The sequence below is a fragment of the Streptomyces sp. NPDC051582 genome (genome assembly GCF_040681715.1).
Classification (GTDB): domain Bacteria; phylum Actinomycetota; class Actinomycetes; order Streptomycetales; family Streptomycetaceae; genus Streptomyces.
This window is the reverse complement of record NZ_JBFAZJ010000012.1, coordinates 119,263-139,936: the sequence shown is the minus strand read 5'-3', so window position 1 is coordinate 139,936 and position 20,674 is coordinate 119,263. Positions and strand designations below refer to the sequence as shown.

The following is a 20,674-nucleotide window of genomic DNA, read 5'->3' as shown; positions in this document are numbered from 1 at the left end:
GCCTCGAATCCGAGGCCGGTTCACCCGGTGGGCGGCTGCCCGTCCCAGGCGGTGTAGAAGCTCTCCGGGTTGACCAGGTACCGGACCGTGGCCCGGGGCACGTGGCGGACCTCGTGCCGGCGCGCGTAGCGCCGTACGAGCTCCCAGTCCTCGCGCGGCAGGACCTCGGGAGTGCGCCGCAGCCGGCTGAAGTACAGGGACCGGGTGCGCCGCGCCACGAAGGCGTTGGTGTCCAGGAAGGCCTCGTGGGCGGCCCGGCGGCGGTCGAACGGCACGGACAGCACGTCCCGTTCGGAGCCGTCGGACAGTACCCGGCGCAGGGCGGTGTACACCGCCTGCGGCCCGCCGGGCGGCTCCAGCACCGCGACGGCCTGCTCCAGGTGGTCGGGCTCCCACAGGTTGTCGTCGTCCAGGAAGGCCACGTACCGCGAGCGGGTCAGCCGTATCCCCACGTTGCGCACGACGCCGGCCGTGGCCGTGTTGCGGGCCAGCGATACGGCGAACAACCGTGGATCCTGCGGTAGTTCGGGCAGGCCCGCGCCGTCGTCGACCACGATGACCACCTGGTCGGCGACGCTCTGCGCCAGGGCCGAGCGGACCGCCGCGCGCAGCGCCTCGGGCCGCCGGTGGGTGGCGATCACCGTGGCGACCAACGCGCTCGGCGGGCTGCCCAGGACCGCGGCGAGCCGGGCGGTCTCGGCATCCTCGAAACGCCGCAGCCGTACGGCGGAGGGGGCGAGCAGGACCTTGTTCCTGGCCTCGAAGAGCACCAGCCAGCCGAAGGCCCGCTTCAGCAGCTCCCAGGGGGACCGCGCGATGCGGCGCATGACGTCCTCTCGATTCGATCGTCAGGGGGATGGCTCGGGGACGACGGGCCGGCCCTCGGCCGTGCGGTTGCCGCGCCACACGTTCCCGGCGCCGCCCGCGTTCCAGGCGGCGACCAGCCCGTAGGCGCCGCCGTTCGGGTGGTACTCGGCGGAGAACACGTTGTCCGTGACCTGGATGCCGCTGGCTCCAGGGCCGCCGCCGTACAGCGCGTAGGCCCCGCCCGCGAGCCAGTTGCCGTCCACGACCACGGAGGACACGTTCCCGGTGTCCGCGAAGAGCCCGACGGCGGCGCTGGCGCCCTGGTGCACGGGGACGGGGTTCAGGAGGGTGTTGTGGCGGATGGTGAGGCGGCCCTTGTTGCCGCCGCCGCTGATGACGGCGTCGGTGTGCTGCCATTCGCCGCCCTGGTTGCGGAAGGGGACGATGTCGTGCACGTAGTTGTCGTGGATCTCGCCCTGGCCCATCGAGAGGGCGTTGCCGAACACGGAGACGTCGCACCAGCCGACCTCGATCGAGCTGCCGCCCATGTTGGAGACCGCGTAGTCGACGCCGCCGTTGTCGGGGCCCTTGCCCGGTACGGCGGTGATGGTGGTGTGCAGGACGCGAAGGCCGCTGAAGCCGGGGCGCAGGTTGATCCCCCACCAGTTGGCGGAGGTGATCCGGCTGTCGATGACGGTGACGTCGTTGGCGTAGACGTCCAGCGAACCGCGGATGTCCCAGCCCTTGATGACCATGCCGTCCGTCTTCACGGACATGTTGCCGGTGTCGTGCCGCTCCAGGGCGATCCGCGGGCCGGTGGTCCGGGCATCGGGGAACCCGCACGCGCCGGGGGAGGAGCAGGGGCCGCCGGGTTTCGTGCTCGTGCTCGTGCCCGGCGAGGGCGTGGCGGAGGGCGTCGTACCGGCGGACGGGTCCCCAGGGCCCGACGCGGACGGATCCGCGGAAGGCGCGGGCGCGGGCCCGGGCGCGGGGCCGGCGCCGGGGCACTGGAGGGCGCTGTCCGGACACGGCCCGGCCGTCGGCCCGGCCGAGGGCTCGCCCACCCCGGTCCGGTCGGCGTCGTACAGCGCCAGTACGACGGCCAGTACGAGCCCGGTCAGCAGCCAGGCCACGAGGCGCCTGCGGTCGCGTGCCACCGCGGCTACCCCGCGGCCTGCGGGGAGCCGCGCAGGAAGCCCCGGCTCGGCAGGACGCACGCGGCGTACACGAGGGTGCCCGCGGCCCCCGTCGCGAGGAGGGCGAGGACGCCGTCACCCAGGAGCCGCTCCAGGCCGAGGACCACGGCGGCCATCACGGCCCCGCCGAGGAACGGCCAGGCGCAGGCCCGTGCCACGGTCCCCAGGCCCACCCCGCCGCTGTGCAGGGCGAAGAGGAACACGGGCACCACGACGACGCAGGCGACCAGGACGTGCCCCTGGGCCACGCCCACGATCCCGCCCGCGCCCGCGCCGAACACCAGGGCCGGAATCAGGACGACCAGCCAGAGCCCCTGGACGCCGATGAGCGAGCGGCGCCGGCCGATGGCCACCAGGCAGTCGTAGGCCAGCTCGCAGCCGATCCGTACGAGACCGAGCGCCATCAGCCAGGGGAGCGCGGCGGCCGCGGGCAGCCAGCGGTCCCCGTAGACGAGCCCGACGACCGGTGCGGCCAGGGCGGCCAGCAGCACGCACAGCGGAACGGTGCCGGTCATCACGACGCCCAGGGCGCGGCCGAAGCCCCCGGCCAGCGCCCCCGGCGAGTCCGCCAGCCGGGAGAACCCGGCGAAGGAGACGCGGCGGGCCGCCTCGGAGATGATGCGCACCGGCCAGCCGGAGATGTTGAAGGCGAGCACGTAGAAGCCGAGGGCCAGCTGGTCCAGGGCGGAACCCACCACCATGGTGTCCACGTTGACCACACCGAGGGCGAGCATGCTGGCCCCGGCGAGCGGCAGCCCGAAGCGCAGCAGCGCCTTCGCCTGCTCCCGGTCCCAGCCGAACCTCAGGGTGCCGGGCGCGGCGAGGCAGCATCCCAGCAGGGCGGCCGCGTTGCCGGCCACGGAGCCCCAGGCGAAGCTCATCGCGCCCCACCCCTGGACGGCCAGCAGCAGGGTCACCGCAGTGCTCAGGACGAAGTTGACGGCGTCGATGGCCATCCGCCTGCCCTGCGCGAACTCCCGGGTGAGGAACCCGGCGGGCACCTGCGAGAGCCCGTCGAGGACCACGCACACGCACATCACCCGAAGGATCCCCGAGGCCTCCGGGGAGCCGAGCACCCGGGCCACGGCGGGGGCCGCCGCGAACAGGACGGCGTACAGCAGGCAGCTGGAGGCGACGCTCAAGGTCAGCACGGTCGGGGCGAAGCGGCGCGGATCGCCCTCCCAGCGCACGATGGCGAGGGAGACGCCGAGCTCGTTCGCGGAGAGCAGCACCAGCAGCACCGTCTGGGCGATCCCGTACACGCCCCAGGCCTCGGGCCCGAGGAAGAAGCGGGCCAGGATGATGCCGGTGACGAAGTTGCCGAGGCGCATGACCACGGTGTTGACCAGGCTCCACCGGGCGGCTGAGCCGACCTTGCGCCCCAGCGACGGCGCCTCGGAGGCGGCGGCCCGCACACCGGTGTCGGCCCCGGTCCCGGCCCCCGTCACGGCGAGGCTCCGGCGGAGGCCCGGGCGCCACGGGAGTCGTCCGTCCCGGCGCCGGCGCCGTTCTCCGGGGTCGGCGGCTCGGCGTTCTCGGCCGGCGCGGGCCGGTGCCGGCCCGGCTTGTCGGAGCGGCGGCGCCGCGCCTCCACGAAGAACGTGGCCACCAGGCTCAGTACGAAGCCCAGCGCCCCGGCCATGATCAGGTACTGGAGCCGGGTCTTGGTCTGCGCCTCCGGTTTCTGGGGCGGGACGATCGTCGCCATGCGGATCATGGCCTCGGCCGTCACCGACTGCTGGGCCTGGAACTCCTGTAGCCGCTTCTCGGCGTATTTGGTGAAGATCTCGTCCGACTTCAAGGCGGCCGCCGGATCGGTACCGGTGACGCTCAGCCACATGAAGGGCCCCTGCGCGTTGTCGGCGATCTTCGCCTCGTACTCCCCGGTGACGCCCTGGGACTTGAGGTCGGCCCGGGAGTCGTCGGAGTTGAGGTTGCGCGCCAGGCCGTCGGCCATGCCGGTGAGCGAGGCCTGGGTGCTCAGGAAGGGGTTGCCGTCGAAGGCCACCGTGGCCTTCTTCGAGTTCAGGAGCGTCACCGTGCTCTGCGACCGGTACTCCACCGGGACCAGCACGTACACGCCCGCGATGAGCGCCGCCGTGAGCAGCAGTCCGGGCAGCAGCACGTACCAGCGCCTGCGCATGACCCGCCAGATCTCCGCGAGATCCATGGTCTTCCCCCTCGCGGCGGCGCCGCGTCGTCCACGCGCCGCCGCCGTCTTCATGTGCGGATTACGGTTCTTGCTCTTCTTCGGTTCTCGCGGTGGTGCGTTCGTTCGTGCCCCGTCCCCCCCCGGCGTCAGCCGGCGAGATCGGTGGGCCGCGGCCGCGTCCCCGCCGCCCCGCCCTCCAGCAGGACCCGGGCGATCCGCTCGCTCGCCCGGCCGTCCCAGAGCGCGGGGCAGCGCGGAGCGGGCGGATCGTCGAGCACCCGGTTCACCACGGCCGTGATGCGCTCCGGGTCGGTCCCCGCCAGGACGTTGGTGCCCTCCTCGACGGTGATCGGCCGTTCGGTGTTCTCCCGCAGGGTCACGCAGGGCACGCCGAGGGCGGTGGTCTCCTCCTGGACGCCGCCGGAGTCGGTCAGCACCACCCGCGCTCCGTCCTGGAGCGCGATGAAGTCCAGGTATCCGGCGGCCGGCACCATCCGGATCCCGTCCGGTACCCCGATCTCCTCCAGCCGCCGGGCCGCCCGCGGGTGCACGGGAAGCAGCAGCGGACAGCGCCCCGCGATCTCGCCCAGTGCCTTCAGCAGGCCGCGCAGGGCCACGGGATCGTCCACGTTGGCCGGCCGGTGCAGGGTGACCAGGCCGTACCCGCCCCGGGCCAGCCCGTACCGGTCCAGGACGTCCGAGGCCCGGGCCCGGTCCAGGTTGGCGAGCAGGGTGTCGATCATGACGTTGCCGACGACGTGGATCTGGTCCTCCCGGTACCCCTCCGCCCGCAGGTTCGCGGCAGCGTCCGGGGAGGGGGCCAGCAGGTAGTCGCTGACGCGGTCGGTGGCGACCCGGTTGACCTCCTCGGGCATGCTCCAGTCCCGGCTGCGCAGGCCCGCCTCCACGTGGGCCAGCAGCGGGCCGGCCTTCGCGGTGACCAGGGCGCAGGCCAGCGTCGAGTTGATGTCCCCGACCACCACCACCGCGTCCGGGGCCAGTTCGTCGACGAGCGGCTCGAACGCCGCCATCACCCGGCCCGTCTGCTGGGCGTGCGTACCCGATCCGGCACCGAGGTAACGGTCGGGCGGACGGATGCCCAGGTCGCGGAAGAAGACGTCGTTCATGGACTCGTCGTAGTGCTGTCCGGTGTGGACGAGGACCACTTCGGCGCCGAGGCGCTCCAGTGCGTCCATCACCGGTTTGATCTTCATGTAGTTGGGCCGTGCTCCGGCCACGCAGATGATCCTGGGCATGGTGTCAGAGCACCTCCACGGTGGGTCCGGAGAGCCGGTTGCGGCAGTCGAGCACGAACGAGGCGTGCTCGGTGACCATCGCGTAGTCGAAGGCGTCGTGGTCGGTGAGCAGGACCACCACGTCGGCCGCAGCCAGCTCCTTGCGCGTCGGCTCGACCCGTACGAGACGGGAGTCGACCTTGAGTCCCTCCACCACGTGGGGGTCGGCCGCGCGCACCCGGGCGCCCATGTCGATGAGCAGTTGGGAGATGCGCACCGCGGGCGATTCGCGCGCGTCGCCGGTGTTCTTCTTGTACGCGAGCCCCAGCAGCAGGATCTTCGAGCCGTTGACGGAGCGGCGCTTGGTGTTGAGCGCGTCCATGACGCGGCGGGCCACGTACTCGGGCATGTGGCTGTTGATGTCGTTGGCGAGTTCGACGAAGCGGAAGCTCTGGCCCAGCTCGCGCTGGACCCGCCAGGACAGGTACGAGGGGTCGATCGGCAGGCAGTGGCCGCCGACTCCGGGTCCCGGGGTGAACTTCATGAAGCCGAACGGCTTGCTGGACGCGGCCTCGATGGCCTGCCACACGTCGATGTCGAGGTGGCGGGCGAACATGGCTATCTCGTTGACCAGGGCGATGTTCACGTGCCGGAAGGTGTTCTCCAGCAGCTTGGCGAGCTCGGCCTCCTTGGGCGAGCTCACCGGCACCGTCTTGTCGACGAGGTCCGCGTAGAAGGCCTCGACGGCCTTGAGCGAGCGGGCGTCCACGCCGGAGACGACCTTGGGGGTCTGCTGGAAGCCCCAGACGGTGTTGCCGGGGTCGATGCGCTCGGGGCTGTAGCCGAGGTGGAAGTCGGCGCCGGCGGTGAGGCCCGAACCGTCCTCCAGGATCGGCCCGAACAGCTCCTCGGTGGTGCCCGGGTAGGTGGTGGATTCGAGGATCACGGTCGCGCCGGGCCGCAGGAAGCGGGCCAGCGTGTGCGCCGACTCCTCGATGTAGCGCAGGTCGGGGGCACCGTCCTGCAACGGGGTCGGGACGGTGACGACCGCCACGTCGAAGCCGCCGCAGTCGCGCGCGAGTTCACTGGCCTGGTAGGAGCCGCGCTCCAGCGCGCGGGTCAGCCGTTCGCAGGAGACGTCCTCCACGTACGACTCGCCGGCGGCGAGGCTCTTGACCCGCCGCGCGTCCACGTCGTACCCGATCACTTGGTGTCCGACCTCGGCGGCCCTGATGGCCAGCGGGAGGCCGACGTATCCCTGTCCCACGACGACGACGCGCATCAGTGACTCCTGTTCGCGGAACCGGCAGACGATGTGGCGGGCGGCAGTGCGGACGGCGTACGGCGGACGAGCTCGCGGACCGTCATGAGGAGGAAGGCGGTGTTGGTGGTGAGGTAGCGCTTTCCGAGGCGGCGCGGCTCCTGGAGCGCCCGGTAGCACCATTCGAGGCCCATCCGCTGCCAGATGGCGGGGGCCCGCTTGGTGATGCCGGCCAGGATGTCGAAGGAGCCGCCGACGCCGTGCACGACGTGGGCGCCGGTGCGCTTGCCGTAGCCGGCGGTGAAGATCTCCTTCTTGGGCGAGGTCATGCCGAGGAAGAGCAGGTGGGCCCCGCTCCGCGCGACGGCGTCGGCGATCTCCGGCTGATCGGCGTCGTCGAAGTAGCCGTTGCGGCTGCCGGCCACGCGCAGCGCCGGGAAGCGCTCCGCGATCCGGCCGAGCATCAGGTCCAGTACGTCCTGCCGGGCGCCGAGCAGGTAGACGGGTACGTCCGCGCTCTCGGCCGCGGCCAGCAGCCGCATGAACAGGTCGATTCCCGCCACCCGTTCGGGCAGCCGGACGCCGAGGACCCGGCCGGCCCAGACGACGGCCTGGCCGTCGGCCAGGACGAGGTCGCAGCCGGAGACGGCCGCCGCGAGGCGGGGGTCGCGGCGCATGTTGACCAGCTTGGCGGCGTTGACCATGCCGATCTCGATCTGCTCGCCGCGCTTGACCGCTTCGAGGCAGCGCTGCACGGTCTCGTCCATGGTCAGGGCGTCGAGCGTGACCCCGAAGAGGGTGTGGCGGGTTGGGCGGCCGTGGCGGTTGTGCCGTGGGGTCATCTCTCCAGCCCCCCGAGCCACGCGTGGAGCAGCCAGCCGAACTCGTACGGCCGGCACTCGCGGTCGATCACGTCGGGGCGGAAGACCCGGTCGAGCGGGGCCAGCCGGGCGTGCGGGGCGACCTTGGTGGTGAGCCCGCGGGCGGCGCGCACGGCCTTCGCGGGGTCGCCGCGGTAGACCTTGCGCCAGGTGACCCCGTACTTCTCGACGATCATGGGCTCGCGCGGGGTGCCGTCGGGCCCGCTGATCTCGGGCACGTCCGTCATCCAGCGCAGCCCGCGGCGGACGGCCGCGCCGAAGTCGGTGCCGCCCGCCTCGGCGAGGTCGAACAGGGCGGTCGGCGCCATGGCGTGCTGGTGCACGCTGTAGACGGGATAGCCCTCCACCACGCCGCCGGTGCGGGCGTCGTAGTGCCACCACCACTGTCCGCCGTCGCCCTGGAGCTCGCAGATCCGCGCGGCGCAGGCGTCGGCGGTTGCGAGGGCCTCCGCGTCCGGGCCGCTCGCGTGCAGCCGGGCCAGCGCCTGGAGCGGATACGTCTGGTCGGCGAAGCAGGCCACGTGCGAGCGCAATCCCGGGACCAGCCCCGGACCGGTGGCGTGCGGGAACAGCGGACTGCCGGGGGCCCTGGCCGCCAGCAGCCGGTCGCGGGCGGCCGCGATCCGGTCCTCCACGTCCGCCGCGGTACGGGCCGCGGCGAGGGCGGAGAGCACCCACGCGGCCTCGACCGTGTACTGCGGACGTCCGGGTACGTCCAGTACGGCCACCCGCGCGAGGGCGTCCGCCAGCTTCGGGTGGCCGGTCTCGGCGGCCAGCCAGGCGATGAGCGCCGCGTCGCCGAGGTTCGTGACCCCGGACAGCCGCTCCACCAGCAGCCCCGCGTACTCCTCGACGCCGCGGCCGCCGAACAGGGCGCGCTGGCGGTCCTCGGGCAGGAACCGCGCCCCCAGTGCGGTGATGGCCGCGTACCGGGTGCTGGTCCCGCGCGCCTCCATCCGGCGGACGCCGTCGGAGGTGACCGCGGCGACCCGGGTGAACACGAAGGTGTCGGCTTCCGGCAGGTACATCCCGGGCAGTCCCGCCTCGGCCAGCGCGAGCAGCCGCTCGGCGAGCGCGTGCAGTGACGGGTCCTCGTGGGCCAGGGCTCCTAATCGAGCCGCTCGTGTTGCGGTCACCGGATCCCCACCCCGGCTCCCCGTGTGCTGCGCGCACTCCGTATGTCCGAGCTGTACGGCTCCAACACACCTACCCCCTCTGATTCGCTCCTCGAACAGACCCGGCGGTCGTCGTTCGGCGGAGGGGTTCGCGCATGACGGCGCACGTGCCGGCGGTCTGTTTCCCCCCGATGGCACGAACCGTCCGAGGCCGCCCACTGGATCCCCCCAGCGATGCCCCGGACCGGAGCACGCGCGAACGGCAGCGCCGGGCGGGCGCGTTGCGCGCCGTCCGTCGTCACTTGGTCCGCGATGCCCTCGTCGTGTACAACCCCCCACTGAACAAAGCCTGTTGCCTGCTCAGATCCCGTGTACAGGGACAAGGTATGCCCAAGGATGTTCGTTGATTGCGGTTTTGCGGAAATGCCGCTGACCTAAATTGCCGACGTGCCGTCAGTTCCGCTTGTGCGGCGTTTCGACCAGCGTTCCGTCCCGCTCCTCGTGCAGCGCGCCGGTGCGCGGACACTCCCAGACGCCCGGCTCGCCCTCGCGTTCCACCAGGCGGACCCCGGCCCGGCCCACCCAGCCGATGCGGCGGGCCGGTACCCCTGCGACCAGTGCGAAGTCCGGTACGTCCCGGGACACGACGGCCCCGGCCGCGACCAGCGCCCACCGTCCGATGCGCACCCCGGCCACGCACACCGACCGGGCCCCCAGCGAAGCCCCTTCGGCCACGACCACACCGGCGGCCTCCCAGTCCCCACCGCGCTTCTGTTTGCCGTCGGGGTCGACGGCGCGAGGGTAGAAATCGTTGGTGAGCACGGCGGCCGGGCCGATGAACACCCCGTCGCCCAGCACGGCGGGCTCGTACACGAGGGCGTAGTTCTGGAGCTTCACGCTGTCGCCGATGCGTACGCCGGGTCCGACGTAGGCCCCCCGTCCGACGATGCAGTCGCGCCCGAGCCGGGCTTCCTCCCGTACCTGTGCCAGATCCCAGATCGTGGTCCCGTCCCCGAGTTCGGCGCTCTCGTCGACCTGGGAGGAGGGTTGGATGCGGACGCTCACGAAGGGGTCCCCTTACGGTTCGAGGTGGGTACGGAGGGAGCATATGCACCGCCCGACCGGGCCGCCCGGAAGTTCAACCGACTGTTCACGCAGTGGACTTGGGTCACCCTCAGGAGCCCGGGCGGTGGACCGCGAGGGTGCCGTACGCGGACAGGGCCGTCGCCGGATCCGCCGCGCCGGGGCGCAGGGTCGCGTCGAGGAAGGCGAGGCTCGCGGCGGCCGTGATGCGCGGGCCCTGCGTCCGGCCGAGGGAGCCGACGAGCGAGGGGAGGGGCGGCAGGTAGAGCGGGGCGTCGGTGAAGGTGAGGTGACCGGCTCCGGGGACCGTGAGGCGGTAGCTCGTGGCGCCGCCGAGGGCGAGGACCCGGGTGAGCTTCGGGAGGTAGTCCGGGTCGGTGTCCGGGCCGATGGCCTGGGTGAGCGCGAGCACCGGCTGGCGGTAGGGCTGCGGGTCCGGGTCGTGGGGGAAGCCGTCGAGGTCGATGACGGCGGCGAACTCCGGGTCCTGGCGGGCGGCTTGCAGGGCGGCGCCGCCGCCCAGGGAGTGGCCGGCCGCCACGACGCGGGCGGTGTCGAGGCGCCCGGTGAGCGGTCCGGCGATCGCGCCGCTGTCCATGCGGCCCAACTGGGCCCGCACGAAGCTCAGATCGGCGGCCCGGACCGCCGTCCACCCGACCGCCCGCCTCTCGTCCTCGGCGTCGTCGCCCGTCGCCGAGACCTGCGTACGGACCGTGTGGCCGTCGGCGAGCACGACCGCGGCCGAGTCGTAGGGGTGGTCGAGACCGGCGACGACGTAGCCGTGGCTCGCCAACTCCTCCGCCCAGGCGGTGTTCTGGGCGCGGACCCCGCCCAGGCCGGGGGAGAACAGCACGACGGGGAACCGGTCTCCCCCCTCGGCGACGGGAACGTCGTACGACGCATGGGTGCGGGCGCGCGGAAGGCCGTCCAGCAGGAAGCCGGGAAGGCCGGAGTAGTCCGCGAGCGCGTCGCAGACCACGTGGCCCTCGTGCTCCGTGCGCCCGAGGTACGGGGCGGGGCGTCCGCCCGCGGGGGTCTTCCGTGCGGGGTACCAGAGCTGGACGACCACCGTACGCCGGTCCTCGGGTGCGGCGGTGGCGGTCTCGGGGCGCGAGTGATCGGTCAGCTCCAGCACCCCGGTCCCGACCGCGAAGCGGCCGGACGGCTCGGGGAACACCGGCGTGGGCAGGGCCCAGGCCGTCGCAGGACCCGCGGCGACCAGCGCGAGGCACACCGCCGCCCCGGGCAGCGCCAGCCACCAGGGAGCCCTGCGCGCCCCGCGCGCCCCGCGCCGCAGGAGCGGCGACAGGGCGAACGGCAGCGCGAGGGCCGCACCGGCCAGCACCGGCACCATCTGCCAGCGCATCCCGAGCACGCCGAGCACCACCCCGGACGACGAGGTCATCGCCGCGGCGGCGAGGGTGGCCGGGCGCCGGGGGCCCGGTGGCAGCCACCGGGCCAGGACCAGAGCGACGGCCCCCAGCACCAGAAGCACTTCCCAGAGGGACAACAGCACGTGCGCATTCATCGCATTCATGTCGTCATCGTCGGGGCCCGTTCCGGCCACGGCGTCCCCCTCGGGGCTGGGGGACCCTGCGACCTGAGTCGCACCCGGAGCGCACGGCTGCCGGCCGCCGTGAAACTCCCGGCGGATCGGGCCGGGACGGGCTATGGTCATCGTGATGATTACTCAACCGACTCACGGATCGGGGGTCTCGTCCGCGCAAGGTGAGTGCTGATGCGCACTCACACCGCAGACGGATCCACCCGCCTTTCCCTCTGGCTGCGCGTGCGCGAGTTCGCGGTGCCGCCCTCCATGATCGAGACCGCCACCGCCCGCCGCCTGGCCGGGGACTGGGCCGGGGCGTGCGCGGCCTCGGGCTTCGACGTCGATTTCCGGCCGGGCTCCGTGGCGCGCACCCACGGACGCGAACTCGCCGGCCGGCTGCGCGCCGATCTGCGCCACCTTGCTCCCGAACTGCTGCGCTGGCACATGCCGAGGATCGCCCCCGACGGACTGCTGCGCCCCGGCCTGACCCTCACCCTGGCCCGGTACCACCGGGCCGGGGCGGCGGGCCCCCTGCACCTCGTGGCCCGCACCCCGCCGGCCTGGGCGGACGCCGGCCAGCGGATCAGCCTCGGGTTGTGGGACGGAACCCGCGACGATCCCGGTGCCCGCCGGCATCCGCACCCCCGCCCCGACCCGCGGTTCCGCCTCGACCTGCACCGCCATCTCTGGGACGCGCACCGGGCCGACGAGCTCCGGGTCCGATCCGGCGCCGAACTCCCGCCAAGTGACCTGCACCTTGCGGGACTTGTCCCGGACGGGCACCGCTGCGCCGTCGGGCGCTGGGCGGCCGAGGCGGCGATCCTGCTCGACGCCGAGGGCCGTTCCACCCGTACCGTCACCGTACGGATCGGATCCCGGCGCCGGCTGGATCTGGACCTCGCGGGGGAGGGGGGCGGCGCCGGACCGCCCGGCATGCGGATCACGGCAGCGGCGCAGGCCTCCGGCGCCCCCGCGCCGCCGGTCCTGCCCGACGCGGCGACCTGGGTCCTGCCGGACCTGGACCTGCTGCGCACCGGGTCCATCGAGCCCGGACGTCTGCACCCGCTCGTCGCCTCGGCGCTCGTACCCGGCCACGTGCCGGCCGCAACCGCCCGGACTCCGGACCGGGCGGGGCAGCCGCGCCTCGTCGAGTGCCGGGGCTCCCGGCACCGGATCGGCCTGGTCGACGGGGTCCTGTCCCCGCTCGACCACGATCCGGCCGAGCTCCGGCGGGAGGAACTGCTGGCCGCCCTCACCGGGACCCCGCTGCCCTGCCTCCAGGCGATCGGCGTGGCACACCGCCGGCCGGACTGCCTGCCCGGCGTACGCGAACGCCTCGTCCACGGCGACACCGCCGGCGCGCTGGCCGTCGTCGAAGACCTGCTGGGGCCCGACGCACTGCTGCGCGACGGCGCCCTGCGGGACGAACTGACGGAGGCCGCGCGGCGCCGCGTCGCGTACGGGCTGTTCAGGGCGGACCTGACCGGCCCCCGCACCAAGCCCCGCCCCGGCGACCTGCTCCCGGGCATCCGCCCGCCGCGACAGCGCCCCTCCCGTCCCCGCCGCTGACCCGGCGCACACCCGCGCACCTGCACACCTGCACACCACGAACCCGCAAGGTGATCAAACATGTCCTCGTACGCCCCGTTCGCCGTCACCGACGCCCCCGCCGATCCGGCTGCCACCACCCAACTGGACGTGGCCGGCGCGCTGTCGTCCCTCCTGCGGGAGACCGGCACCGAGCCGCGCCCCGACACCCAGCTGGAGGCCCTCACCCTGGCCGTGGCCGCCGACCTGCCCGTACTCCTGTGGGGTGAGCCGGGCATCGGCAAGACCGCGGCGCTGACCCAGCTCGCCGCTTCCCTCGATCTGCCGCTCACCACCGTGATCGCCAGCGTGCACGAGCCGTCCGACTTCTCGGGCCTGCCGATCATCGGGGACGACCCCGCGCACCACGGTGTTCCGATGGCGCCGCCCGACTGGGCCGTACGGCTGGTACGGGCCGGCCGGGGGCTGCTGTTCCTGGACGAACTGTCCACCGCCCCGCCGGCCGTACAGGCCGCCCTGCTCCGCCTCGTGCTCGAACGCCGCATCGGTGCGCTCCAACTGCCGCCCGGGGTAAGGATCGTGGCCGCCGCCAACCCGCGTTCCTCGGCCGCCGACGGCTGGGAGCTGAGCCCGCCGCTGGCCAACCGGTTCGTCCACCTCCAGTGGACCCACGACCACGAGGTCGTCGTGCGAGGCCTCGGCGGGACCTGGCCCCGGGCCACGCTGCCGCGGCTCGACCCCTCGATGCTGCCGCAGGCCGTGGAGCGCGCCCGCCGCGCCGTCTGCGGACTGCTCGCCGCCCGCCCCACGCTCGTCCACCGGCTGCCCAGTGGGGAGACCCGCCGGGGCGGCCCCTGGCCGTCGCCGCGCAGCTGGGAGATGACGCTGCACCTGATCGCCTTCGCGACCGCGGCCGGCTCCTCCCGGGACGTGCTCTCCCTCCTCGTCAGGGGCACGGTGGGGGACGGCCCCGGGCTGGAGCTGCTGGCCGGCCTGGACCGGATGGACCTCCCGGACCCCGAGGAACTGCTCGCCGATCCGGCCGCCGCCGCTCTGCCCGAGCGGGGTGATCTGCGCCAGGCCGTGCTCGACGGCGTGGTGGAGGCGGTCCGCAACCGCCCGGACAAGGCGCGCTGGGACGCGGCGTGGGCGCTCATGGTCCGGGCGCTGGAGACGGGCGCTGCGGATCTGGTGGTCGTACCGGCGACCGGCCTGGCCGCGCTGCGCCGCGAGGAGTGGGACGTACCGCAGTCCATCGAGCGGCTCGCCGGAGCGGTGTCCCTGTCCCGTCGGGCGGACCGTGCGACGGCGCGGGCCGCGGCGGTCACGGGAGGCACGCGATGAGCGGGGGAGCGGCGGGAGCCGCAAGGACCGCGGGTACCGCAAGGACCGCGGGTACCGCGGGTACCGCGGGGACACTGGACCGCGACAAGCTGTTCGCCGCCCGGCTGCATGCCGCCAGGGTCCGGCCCTACCTGGCGACGGCGCTGTTCGCCCTGCACACGGTGGAGTCCCGGCGGGTGCCGACGATGGCCGTCGACCGGCACTGGCGGTGCTACGTCTCGCCCGCGTTCGTGGACCGTACGCCGGAGGAGGAACTGGCCGCCGTATGGGTGCACGAGGTCTCGCACCTGCTCCGCGACCACCACGGGCGCGGCGACCGGGTCGCGCGGGAGCGCGGGCTGCACGGTCCCGGGGAACGGCTGCGCATGAACATCGCGGCGGACTTCGAGATCAACGACGACGTGTACGGGGACGGGCTGGTCCGGCCCGAGGGCGCCGTACAGCCGGCCTCCTTGGGACTGCCCGAGGGGCAGCTCATGGAGGACTACCTGCGCCTGTTCGGGCTCGGACCGGCGACCCGGCACCTGGCCTGGCTGGACTGCGGCAGCGGGGCCGACGGGCTGGAACGGGAGTGGGACCTCGGCGAGGACGGCGCGCACGGGCTCGGCGAGCAGGAACGGGACGCGGTGCGGTTCCGGGTGGCGCAGGGCATCCGCGGCCGTCCGGGCAGCACTCCGAGCGGGTGGCGGCGGTGGGCGGAGGAGGCCTTCCACCCGCCGCAGCCCTGGCGGGAGCTGCTGGGGGCCGCGGTCCGCTCGGCCGCCACCGGCTCCGGCGCGGGCGAGGACTACACGTACGGCCGCCCTTCGCGGCGCTCGGCCGGGGTGCCGGGCGCGGTGCTGCCGAGCCTGCGGCGCCGGCCGCCCCGGGTCTGCGTGGTCATCGACACCTCGGCGTCGGTCAGCGACGCCGAACTGGGCGGCGCGCTGCTGGAAGTGGCCGCGATCTCCCGCGCCGTGGGCGGCCGCCGGGACCTGGTCACGGTGGTGCCGTGCGACGCGGCGGCGCGGATCGCGCACCCGCTGTGCCGCGCCGAGGGCATACCCCTGGTGGGCGGCGGCGGTACGGATCTGCGCACAGGCTTCGCCAAGGCCCTGCGGTCGGGGCCCGCGCCGGACGTCATCGTGGTCCTGACCGACGGCCAGACGGCCTGGCCGGCCACCCGGCCCCCGTGCCGTACGGTGATCGGCCTGTTCGCCCGGCAGGGCTCGTACGACGAGGACGATCCCGACTACGTCCCCGACACCCCGCCCGACTGGGCCCGCGTCGTCGAAATCGGCTGAACCCGGCCGCCGCGCACGGTCCCACCCGTGCGCCGCCGCCGATGGGCCGACCGGTGGACCGGGCGGCCGAGGGGGAACATAGGGGGCACTTCGATCGTCTACAGTGCCGGGCACCGTCCACGGACCTGTGGCCGGTCGCCGGTCGGGTGTCCTCCTCGGCTCCCGTCCTTTCACCGTACGGGAGTTGTTCCGCATGGCCCCCTTCCCTCTCCCACTCGCGGCGGCGGCGCAGGGGCCCGGCCCCCAGGCCGTCAACCTGCTGGACGCCGGTTCCCTCCTCGCGGCCTTCGGGACGCTGGGCATCGCCGTCGTCCTGTTCGCCGAGACCGGCCTCCTCATCGGCTTCTTCCTCCCGGGCGACTCGCTCCTCTTCACCGCCGGTCTGTTCTGCGTACCGGGAGCGCACGGCCCCGTACACCTCTCGCTGCCCCTCGTCCTGGGCTCGGCGTCGGCCGGGGCCCTGCTCGGGGCACAGGTCGGCTACCTCATCGGCCGGCGCGGCGGCCGGGCCCTGCTGGCGCGCAGCCGCAGCCGCAAACTCCACGAGGGCGCCGAACGGGCCGAGCAACTCCTCGACCGCTACGGGCACGCCAAAGCCATCGTGCTCGCCCGCTTCGTCCCCATCGTGCGCACCGTGCTGAACCCGCTCGCCGGAGCCCTCGACGTACCCGCCCGGGTCTTCGCCCTGTGGCAGGTCGTCGGCGGACTCGTGTGGACCGTGGGCCTCGTCCTCGCCGGATACGCGCTCGGCTCCTCGGTGCCCGACGTCGACCGCTACCTGCTGCCGATCGTCGCCCTCGTCGTTCTGGTCTCCCTCACCCCGCTGGCCGTCGAAGTGATCCGCAGGAGGGGCAGCCGCACCCCGAACGAAGGCTCGCGTTGATCCGTTGGGCGCTGGCCGCGGGGCTGTGCGCGGCCCTGTTCGGTCTGCTCACCGCCCTGGTCGCGGCCCGGCACGGCGCCCCGTTCGGTTTCGACGAGGACTGGCACCGCTGGGCCGTGCAGCACCGCCCGTGCGTGGCGGTCGCCCTCGCCCGGGGCATCACGGCGACCGGCAGCGGGCCCGTCCCCTACGCGTGCGCCATCGCCGCCGGGCTCATCGCGGGACGGGGGAGGAACGGCCGGATGCGGGCGGCCGCGGGCGCCCTGGGCTTCCTGCTCCTCGCCCAGGGGGTGCGCTACGGCCTCATGTACCACGTGGCGCGGCCTCGTCCGCCCGTGGGCGACTGGGCCGCGCTCGCGACGGGTTTCGCCTACCCCTCCGGTCACGCCGCCACCTCGGCCCTGGTCGCCGGACTGCTGGCCTGGGCCGCGTGGCGTACGGCGCCCCCGATCGCGGCCCGGTTCTACGGGGCCCTCGCGGCCTGCTGGGCCGTGGCCGTCGGCCTGACCCGGATCTACCTCGGCGTGCACTGGCCCACGGACGTCCTCGGGGGCTGGCTCTACGCGCTGACCTGGCTGGCCGCGGCCGGGTTCGTGATGGCGGCCGCGGAAACCAATGTGCGGATCCGGCACGCGGTTTGACAGGCTGGGGCCATGAACGACGAACACCCGTCCGTACCCGGCCCCGCCGACGGGACCACGGCCCACCTCACCACGCCCCTCACCGCGGACCTCCTGCGCGGCGCGCTCGACCTGGAACGCACCGGGCACGGCCTGCTCCCGCACCGGCTCCCGGCCCGGGCCCGGGCGCAGTACGCCGACGGACAGCTGGCGATGGCGCAGGCCCAGCCCTCGGGCGTACGACTGGTGTTCCGCACCCGGGCCACCGTCGTCGAGCTCGACGCGCTGCGCACCAAGATGGCCTACGTGGGCGCCCCGCCCCGCCCCGACGGCGTGTACGACCTGCTCGTCGACGGCCGCCTCGCCGGGCAGGCCGGCGTGACCGGCGGCAACGTCCGTACGGTCGACATGACCACCGGCTCCGCAAAGACGCGGCCCGGCCCGGTCGGCACCGTCCGCTTCGCCGGCCTGCCCGACCGTCCCAAGGACGTCGAGATCTGGCTGCCGTACAACGAGCTCACCGAGCTCGTCGCCCTGCGCACCGACGCCCCCGTCGAGCCCGTACCGCAGGGCGGCCGCCGGGTGTGGCTCCACCACGGCAGCTCGGTCAGCCACGGCTCGGACGCGGCGAGCCCCTCCACGACCTGGCCGGCGCTGGCCGCCTCCCTGGGCGGCGTGGACCTGGTCAACCTGGGCTTCGGCGGCAGCGCCCTGCTCGATCCGTTCGTCGCCCGGGCCATGCGGGACGCCCCGGCGGACCTCATCAGCGTCAAGTTCGGCATCAACCTCGTCAACCTCGACCTGATGCGGCTGCGCGCCTTCACCCCGGCCGTGCACGGCTTCCTCGACACGATCCGCGAAGGGCATCCCACCACGCCCCTGCTGGTCGTCTCGTCCATCCTGTGTCCCATCCACGAGGACACCCCCGGCCCCACGGCCCCGGACTTCAGCACGCTCGCCGAGGGCAGGCTGCAGTTCCGAGCCGCGGGCGATCCGGCGGAGCGCGCCGCCGGAAAGCTGACGCTGGGCGTCATCCGCGAGGAGCTGGCGCGCATCGTGGAGCAGCGGTCCGCCGAGGACCCGAACCTCCACTACCTGGACGGCCGCGAGCTCTACGGAGAGGGGGACTTCGCCGAACTGCCGCTCCCCGACCGGCTCCACCCGGACGCCGCCACCCACCTCCGGATGGGCGCCCGCTTCGCCGAAGCCGCTTTCGCCCCGACCGGGCCCTTCGCCGCGCACGGCGACTGAGCGGACCGCCGGCGACTGAGCGGACCGCCGGCGAGCGAGCGGCGGCGCGGCGGGCGGTCCTCCCGGTGGGTCCACACCGGGAGGACCGTGTGCGTCAGGGGGAGGGGCTGACCTGGACGGTGGTCAGGGCGCCGGAGGAGGCTTCCTTGACCACGGCGATGCGGGTGCCGGTGTCCGGGACCTTCACGCCCACCTGGGGCAGGTCCGCGTTCCAGTAGGTGCCGCGGCGGTCGTCGAAGACCCGGACCCCGGGACGGGACGGGATCAGCATCGGTACGCCCGCCTTGTGCAGGACGATCTCGTCGCTCGGGCGCGTGGAGAACGTCGCGTCGAAGGTCTGCGCCCGCGCGTTCAGCAGCGTGCCGTCGGCGTTGCGCAGCGGCTCCGGCCGTGCGTCGACGGGAAGCAGCAGACCCGCCCCCGGATGAGCCTTCGTGGTGTTGTCGCTGTACGCCGTGTCCCAGAGCCAGATGAGCACGCCCTGCTGGTACGGGTAGAACTCCACCGAGTCGTTCCCCGCGCCGAAGTTGTACGGCCCGGTCTTGAGGTAGGCCCCGTAGCCGGTGTAGCGCCGGTTCTCGACCAGGTACGCGCGCGGGTGCTCGGCGCTTCCCGTACGGCCGTCCGTACGGGACCACTTCAGCGCGGTCCAGCCGTTCGCGCCCGCCTCCGCGCCGTCGTGCAGCAGCTCCCGCTCACCCGCCGTGATCCGGACGTCGTCGAAGGTGACGCCCTTGCCGTGGGTGTTGCCGTCCGAGGTCGCCCGCAACCGGAGCTGTACCGAGCCGCCCGCGAACCGGTCCAGCGGCACGCCGAGTTCGGTCCAGCCGCCCGACGTGCCGGAGATCCCCTTGGCCGGGATCGCCGCGCCGCCGACCGTGCCCGGCAGCGGGGACCAGGAGCTGCCGCCGTCCGTCGAGGCCTCCACGGTCAGGAAGTCGAAGTCCTGCTCGATGTCGTACCAGACCCGGGCGTCGAGCCGGGCGGTCTGCCCCGCCGCGCCCGAGAGGTCGACGGTTCGGGTCAAGGTGTTGTCCATGAGGTCACCGGTGCCGCTCCACCACTGGCTGCCGCCCTCGTACGGATCGGTCAGATCGGTGCGTGTCACCGAGGGTGGCAGATGCACCAGCAACGCCTGTGGATCCTCGGTGTTGTAGCCCGAGACCCCGAGCACGGCACGCGTCTTGCGGCCCGCGTCGGCCTCCGTGTACTCCAGCCAACCCAGTTGCAGCTTGCTCCAGGGGTCGAGGTCGCCGGGGTAGTCCCCGGTGGTGTTCTTCCCCTTGCCGAGGTAGGAGGCCGTGGACATCAGCGACCAGAAGTTGACGCTGTTGTCCCCGTCGGAGCTGTACAGGTCGGGCAGTCCGAGATCGTGCCCGAACTCGTGGGCGAACAGGCCGACTCCGCTGTTCTCGCCACCCGTCAGATAGTCCCCGGCCCAGATGCCGGAGTCCCCGACCGGGGCGCCGCCCGCCTTGTTCCCCGCGGGCCCCGCGCTGCCGGCCTGGTCCCAGTAGGCGAACCAGCGGTGCGCCCAGACGGCGTCCTTGCCCTGGTCACCGCCGCCCCAAGTCTGGTCCTTGCCCGCGTGGACGACGACGAGGTGGTCCAGGTAGCCGTCCGGCTCGTCGAAGTTGCCGTCGTGGTCGGCGTCGTAGCGGTCCCACACGTCGTACTCGGCCAGCTGCGCCTTGATCTCCTGGGGCGTACGGCCCTTGGCGCGCTCGGTGTGGTACCAGGCGTTGGTGGCATCGCGTACGAGGTCCCAGTTGGTGCGGCACTGGCCGGGCTCGGAGCAGTTGTCCGTCCCGTACCGGGCCTCGTTCCACGGCAGCCGCACCCAGTCGCTGACCTGGCCGTCCATGTCGTAGCGGCCGGAGGACTGGAGCCGGTAGTAGTTGCGCAGCGAGACGGCGCCGGGGTCGGCGGCGAAGAACTGCCGCTGGTAGGAGGCCTGGTCGAAGTCCTTGCGCCACACGGTGTGGTTGTCGGTCTTCGCGGGCTTGCCGATGGTGTTGTGGCGGGGGCCGGGCGTGCCGCCGAAGCGCGGCTTGCCCTCGAACTCGGTGGTGTCGTCCACCTGGTCGCCGAACTCGGCCAGGATCACGAAGACCTTGTCCTTGCGTTCCTGCGCGAGTTCGACGTACCGCTTTCCGACCGCGGCCTTGCGGGGGAGCGTGCCGTCCGCCTCGGCGGCGGTCGTGCCGGCGGCCACGCCTTCGAGGGCCTGGCGGCGCAGGCTCTGCCGCTGGAGTTCCAGCGGCGCGGAGGGCGGGGCGGGGGAGAGTTCGGGAGCCTGCTGGGCCGCCGCCGGGGGCGGGGCGGCGGGTGCGGCGAGCGCGGGGGTGGCGAGGAGGGCGAGGGATATCGCCGCTACCACCGCTGGGAGTCTGCGCAACGTGACGGACCTTTCGGGGAGTTCGGTCGGAGCGCAGGTAATATTTCACATGTCACAGGTGACGGATA

17 protein-coding genes are annotated in these 20,674 nt (G+C 73.6%); 6 read left to right on the top strand and 11 right to left on the bottom strand.

Going from position 1 to position 20,674, the window contains the following annotated elements; all coding sequences use genetic code 11:
- Positions 1–20: 20 nt before the first annotated feature.
- From AB0M92_RS17790 to AB0M92_RS17745, 10 genes are all read right to left on the bottom strand, one after another.
- Positions 21–827 carry a glycosyltransferase family A protein gene (locus AB0M92_RS17790; RefSeq protein ID WP_366103115.1) on the bottom strand — a complete coding sequence of 269 codons (807 nt, stop codon included), beginning with the start codon at positions 825–827 and terminating at the stop codon, positions 21–23.
- 21 nt (positions 828–848) lie between these two features.
- The gene (locus AB0M92_RS17785) at positions 849–1,964 is read right to left on the bottom strand and encodes a hypothetical protein (RefSeq protein ID WP_366103114.1); all 1,116 of its coding nucleotides are present in this window, start codon (positions 1,962–1,964) and stop codon (positions 849–851) included.
- A 5-nt stretch (positions 1,965–1,969) separates the two neighbouring features.
- Positions 1,970–3,451 (bottom strand): oligosaccharide flippase family protein, encoded by a 1,482-nt coding sequence (locus tag AB0M92_RS17780; RefSeq protein WP_366103113.1) that lies wholly within the window; start codon positions 3,449–3,451, stop codon positions 1,970–1,972.
- Positions 3,448–4,173 (bottom strand): chain length determinant protein, encoded by a 726-nt coding sequence (locus AB0M92_RS17775; protein WP_366103112.1) that lies wholly within the window; start codon positions 4,171–4,173, stop codon positions 3,448–3,450. The genes AB0M92_RS17780 and AB0M92_RS17775 overlap by 4 nt, the downstream gene beginning before the upstream one ends.
- Positions 4,174–4,301: 128 nt before the next feature.
- The gene (gene wecB / locus AB0M92_RS17770) at positions 4,302–5,411 is read right to left on the bottom strand and encodes a UDP-N-acetylglucosamine 2-epimerase (non-hydrolyzing) (protein ID WP_366103111.1); all 1,110 of its coding nucleotides are present in this window, start codon (positions 5,409–5,411) and stop codon (positions 4,302–4,304) included.
- Between the two features lie 4 nt (positions 5,412–5,415).
- Complete coding sequence (locus tag AB0M92_RS17765) at positions 5,416–6,672, bottom strand: nucleotide sugar dehydrogenase (protein WP_366103110.1); 1,257 nt, start codon at positions 6,670–6,672, stop codon at positions 5,416–5,418.
- A complete protein-coding gene (locus AB0M92_RS17760) occupies positions 6,672–7,493 on the bottom strand; it encodes a WecB/TagA/CpsF family glycosyltransferase (RefSeq protein WP_366103109.1) in 822 nt (273 codons plus the stop codon). The genes AB0M92_RS17765 and AB0M92_RS17760 overlap by 1 nt, the downstream gene beginning before the upstream one ends.
- Positions 7,490–8,668, bottom strand: coding sequence for a hypothetical protein (locus AB0M92_RS17755; RefSeq protein WP_366103108.1), 1,179 nt, complete (start codon positions 8,666–8,668; stop codon positions 7,490–7,492). The genes AB0M92_RS17760 and AB0M92_RS17755 overlap by 4 nt, the downstream gene beginning before the upstream one ends.
- 432 nt (positions 8,669–9,100) lie before the next feature.
- A complete protein-coding gene (locus AB0M92_RS17750; RefSeq protein WP_366103107.1) occupies positions 9,101–9,712 on the bottom strand; it encodes an acyltransferase in 612 nt (203 codons plus the stop codon).
- Between the two features lie 109 nt (positions 9,713–9,821).
- Positions 9,822–11,267 (bottom strand): hypothetical protein, encoded by a 1,446-nt coding sequence (locus AB0M92_RS17745; protein WP_366103106.1) that lies wholly within the window; start codon positions 11,265–11,267, stop codon positions 9,822–9,824.
- Positions 11,268–11,468: 201 nt separating this feature from the next.
- On the opposite strand from AB0M92_RS17745, the gene AB0M92_RS17740 reads away from it, so the two are divergent.
- The 6 genes from AB0M92_RS17740 to AB0M92_RS17715 all read left to right on the top strand — a co-directional run bounded on the left by AB0M92_RS17740 (position 11,469) and on the right by AB0M92_RS17715 (position 18,208).
- Positions 11,469–12,848 carry a hypothetical protein gene (locus AB0M92_RS17740; protein ID WP_366103104.1) on the top strand — a complete coding sequence of 460 codons (1,380 nt, stop codon included), beginning with the start codon at positions 11,469–11,471 and terminating at the stop codon, positions 12,846–12,848.
- 60 nt (positions 12,849–12,908) lie between these two features.
- Positions 12,909–14,171, top strand: a complete 1,263-nt coding sequence (locus tag AB0M92_RS17735) for a MoxR family ATPase (protein WP_366103103.1) — start codon at positions 12,909–12,911, stop codon at positions 14,169–14,171.
- The gene (locus tag AB0M92_RS17730; protein ID WP_366103102.1) at positions 14,168–15,454 is read left to right on the top strand and encodes a VWA-like domain-containing protein; all 1,287 of its coding nucleotides are present in this window, start codon (positions 14,168–14,170) and stop codon (positions 15,452–15,454) included. The genes AB0M92_RS17735 and AB0M92_RS17730 overlap by 4 nt, the downstream gene beginning before the upstream one ends.
- A 193-nt stretch (positions 15,455–15,647) precedes the next feature.
- Positions 15,648–16,337 (top strand): DedA family protein, encoded by a 690-nt coding sequence (locus AB0M92_RS17725; protein ID WP_366103101.1) that lies wholly within the window; start codon positions 15,648–15,650, stop codon positions 16,335–16,337.
- Positions 16,334–16,978: a phosphatase PAP2 family protein gene (locus tag AB0M92_RS17720; protein ID WP_366103100.1), complete on the top strand. Its 645-nt coding sequence runs from the start codon at positions 16,334–16,336 to the stop codon at positions 16,976–16,978. The genes AB0M92_RS17725 and AB0M92_RS17720 overlap by 4 nt, the downstream gene beginning before the upstream one ends.
- 12 nt (positions 16,979–16,990) lie before the next feature.
- On the top strand, positions 16,991–18,208 hold the full coding sequence (locus AB0M92_RS17715) for an SGNH/GDSL hydrolase family protein (RefSeq protein WP_366103099.1): 1,218 nt from the start codon (positions 16,991–16,993) through the stop codon (positions 18,206–18,208).
- Between the two features lie 94 nt (positions 18,209–18,302).
- Here the strand turns inward: AB0M92_RS17715 and AB0M92_RS17710 are convergent, their stop codons facing one another.
- Positions 18,303–20,588 carry an immune inhibitor A domain-containing protein gene (locus AB0M92_RS17710; protein WP_366103097.1) on the bottom strand — a complete coding sequence of 762 codons (2,286 nt, stop codon included), beginning with the start codon at positions 20,586–20,588 and terminating at the stop codon, positions 18,303–18,305.
- Positions 20,589–20,674 lie beyond the last annotated feature (86 nt).

Bases quoted from the DNA above. Each gene is read 5' to 3' on its own strand.
- AB0M92_RS17725 (WP_366103101.1), top strand. From the start codon at position 15,648: ATGGCCCCCTTCCCTCTCCCACTCGCGGCGGCGGCGCAGGGGCCCGGC.
- AB0M92_RS17790 (WP_366103115.1), bottom strand. From the start codon at position 827: ATGCGCCGCATCGCGCGGTCCCCCTGGGAGCTGCTGAAGCGGGCCTTC.
- AB0M92_RS17760 (WP_366103109.1), bottom strand. From the start codon at position 7,493: ATGACCCCACGGCACAACCGCCACGGCCGCCCAACCCGCCACACCCTC.
- AB0M92_RS17730 (WP_366103102.1), top strand. From the start codon at position 14,168: ATGAGCGGGGGAGCGGCGGGAGCCGCAAGGACCGCGGGTACCGCAAGG.
- wecB (WP_366103111.1), bottom strand. From the start codon at position 5,411: ATGCCCAGGATCATCTGCGTGGCCGGAGCACGGCCCAACTACATGAAG.
- AB0M92_RS17775 (WP_366103112.1), bottom strand. From the start codon at position 4,173: ATGGATCTCGCGGAGATCTGGCGGGTCATGCGCAGGCGCTGGTACGTG.
- AB0M92_RS17715 (WP_366103099.1), top strand. From the start codon at position 16,991: ATGAACGACGAACACCCGTCCGTACCCGGCCCCGCCGACGGGACCACG.
- AB0M92_RS17765 (WP_366103110.1), bottom strand. From the start codon at position 6,672: ATGCGCGTCGTCGTCGTGGGACAGGGATACGTCGGCCTCCCGCTGGCC.
- AB0M92_RS17745 (WP_366103106.1), bottom strand. From the start codon at position 11,267: ATGAATGCGATGAATGCGCACGTGCTGTTGTCCCTCTGGGAAGTGCTT.
- AB0M92_RS17735 (WP_366103103.1), top strand. From the start codon at position 12,909: ATGTCCTCGTACGCCCCGTTCGCCGTCACCGACGCCCCCGCCGATCCG.
- AB0M92_RS17740 (WP_366103104.1), top strand. From the start codon at position 11,469: ATGCGCACTCACACCGCAGACGGATCCACCCGCCTTTCCCTCTGGCTG.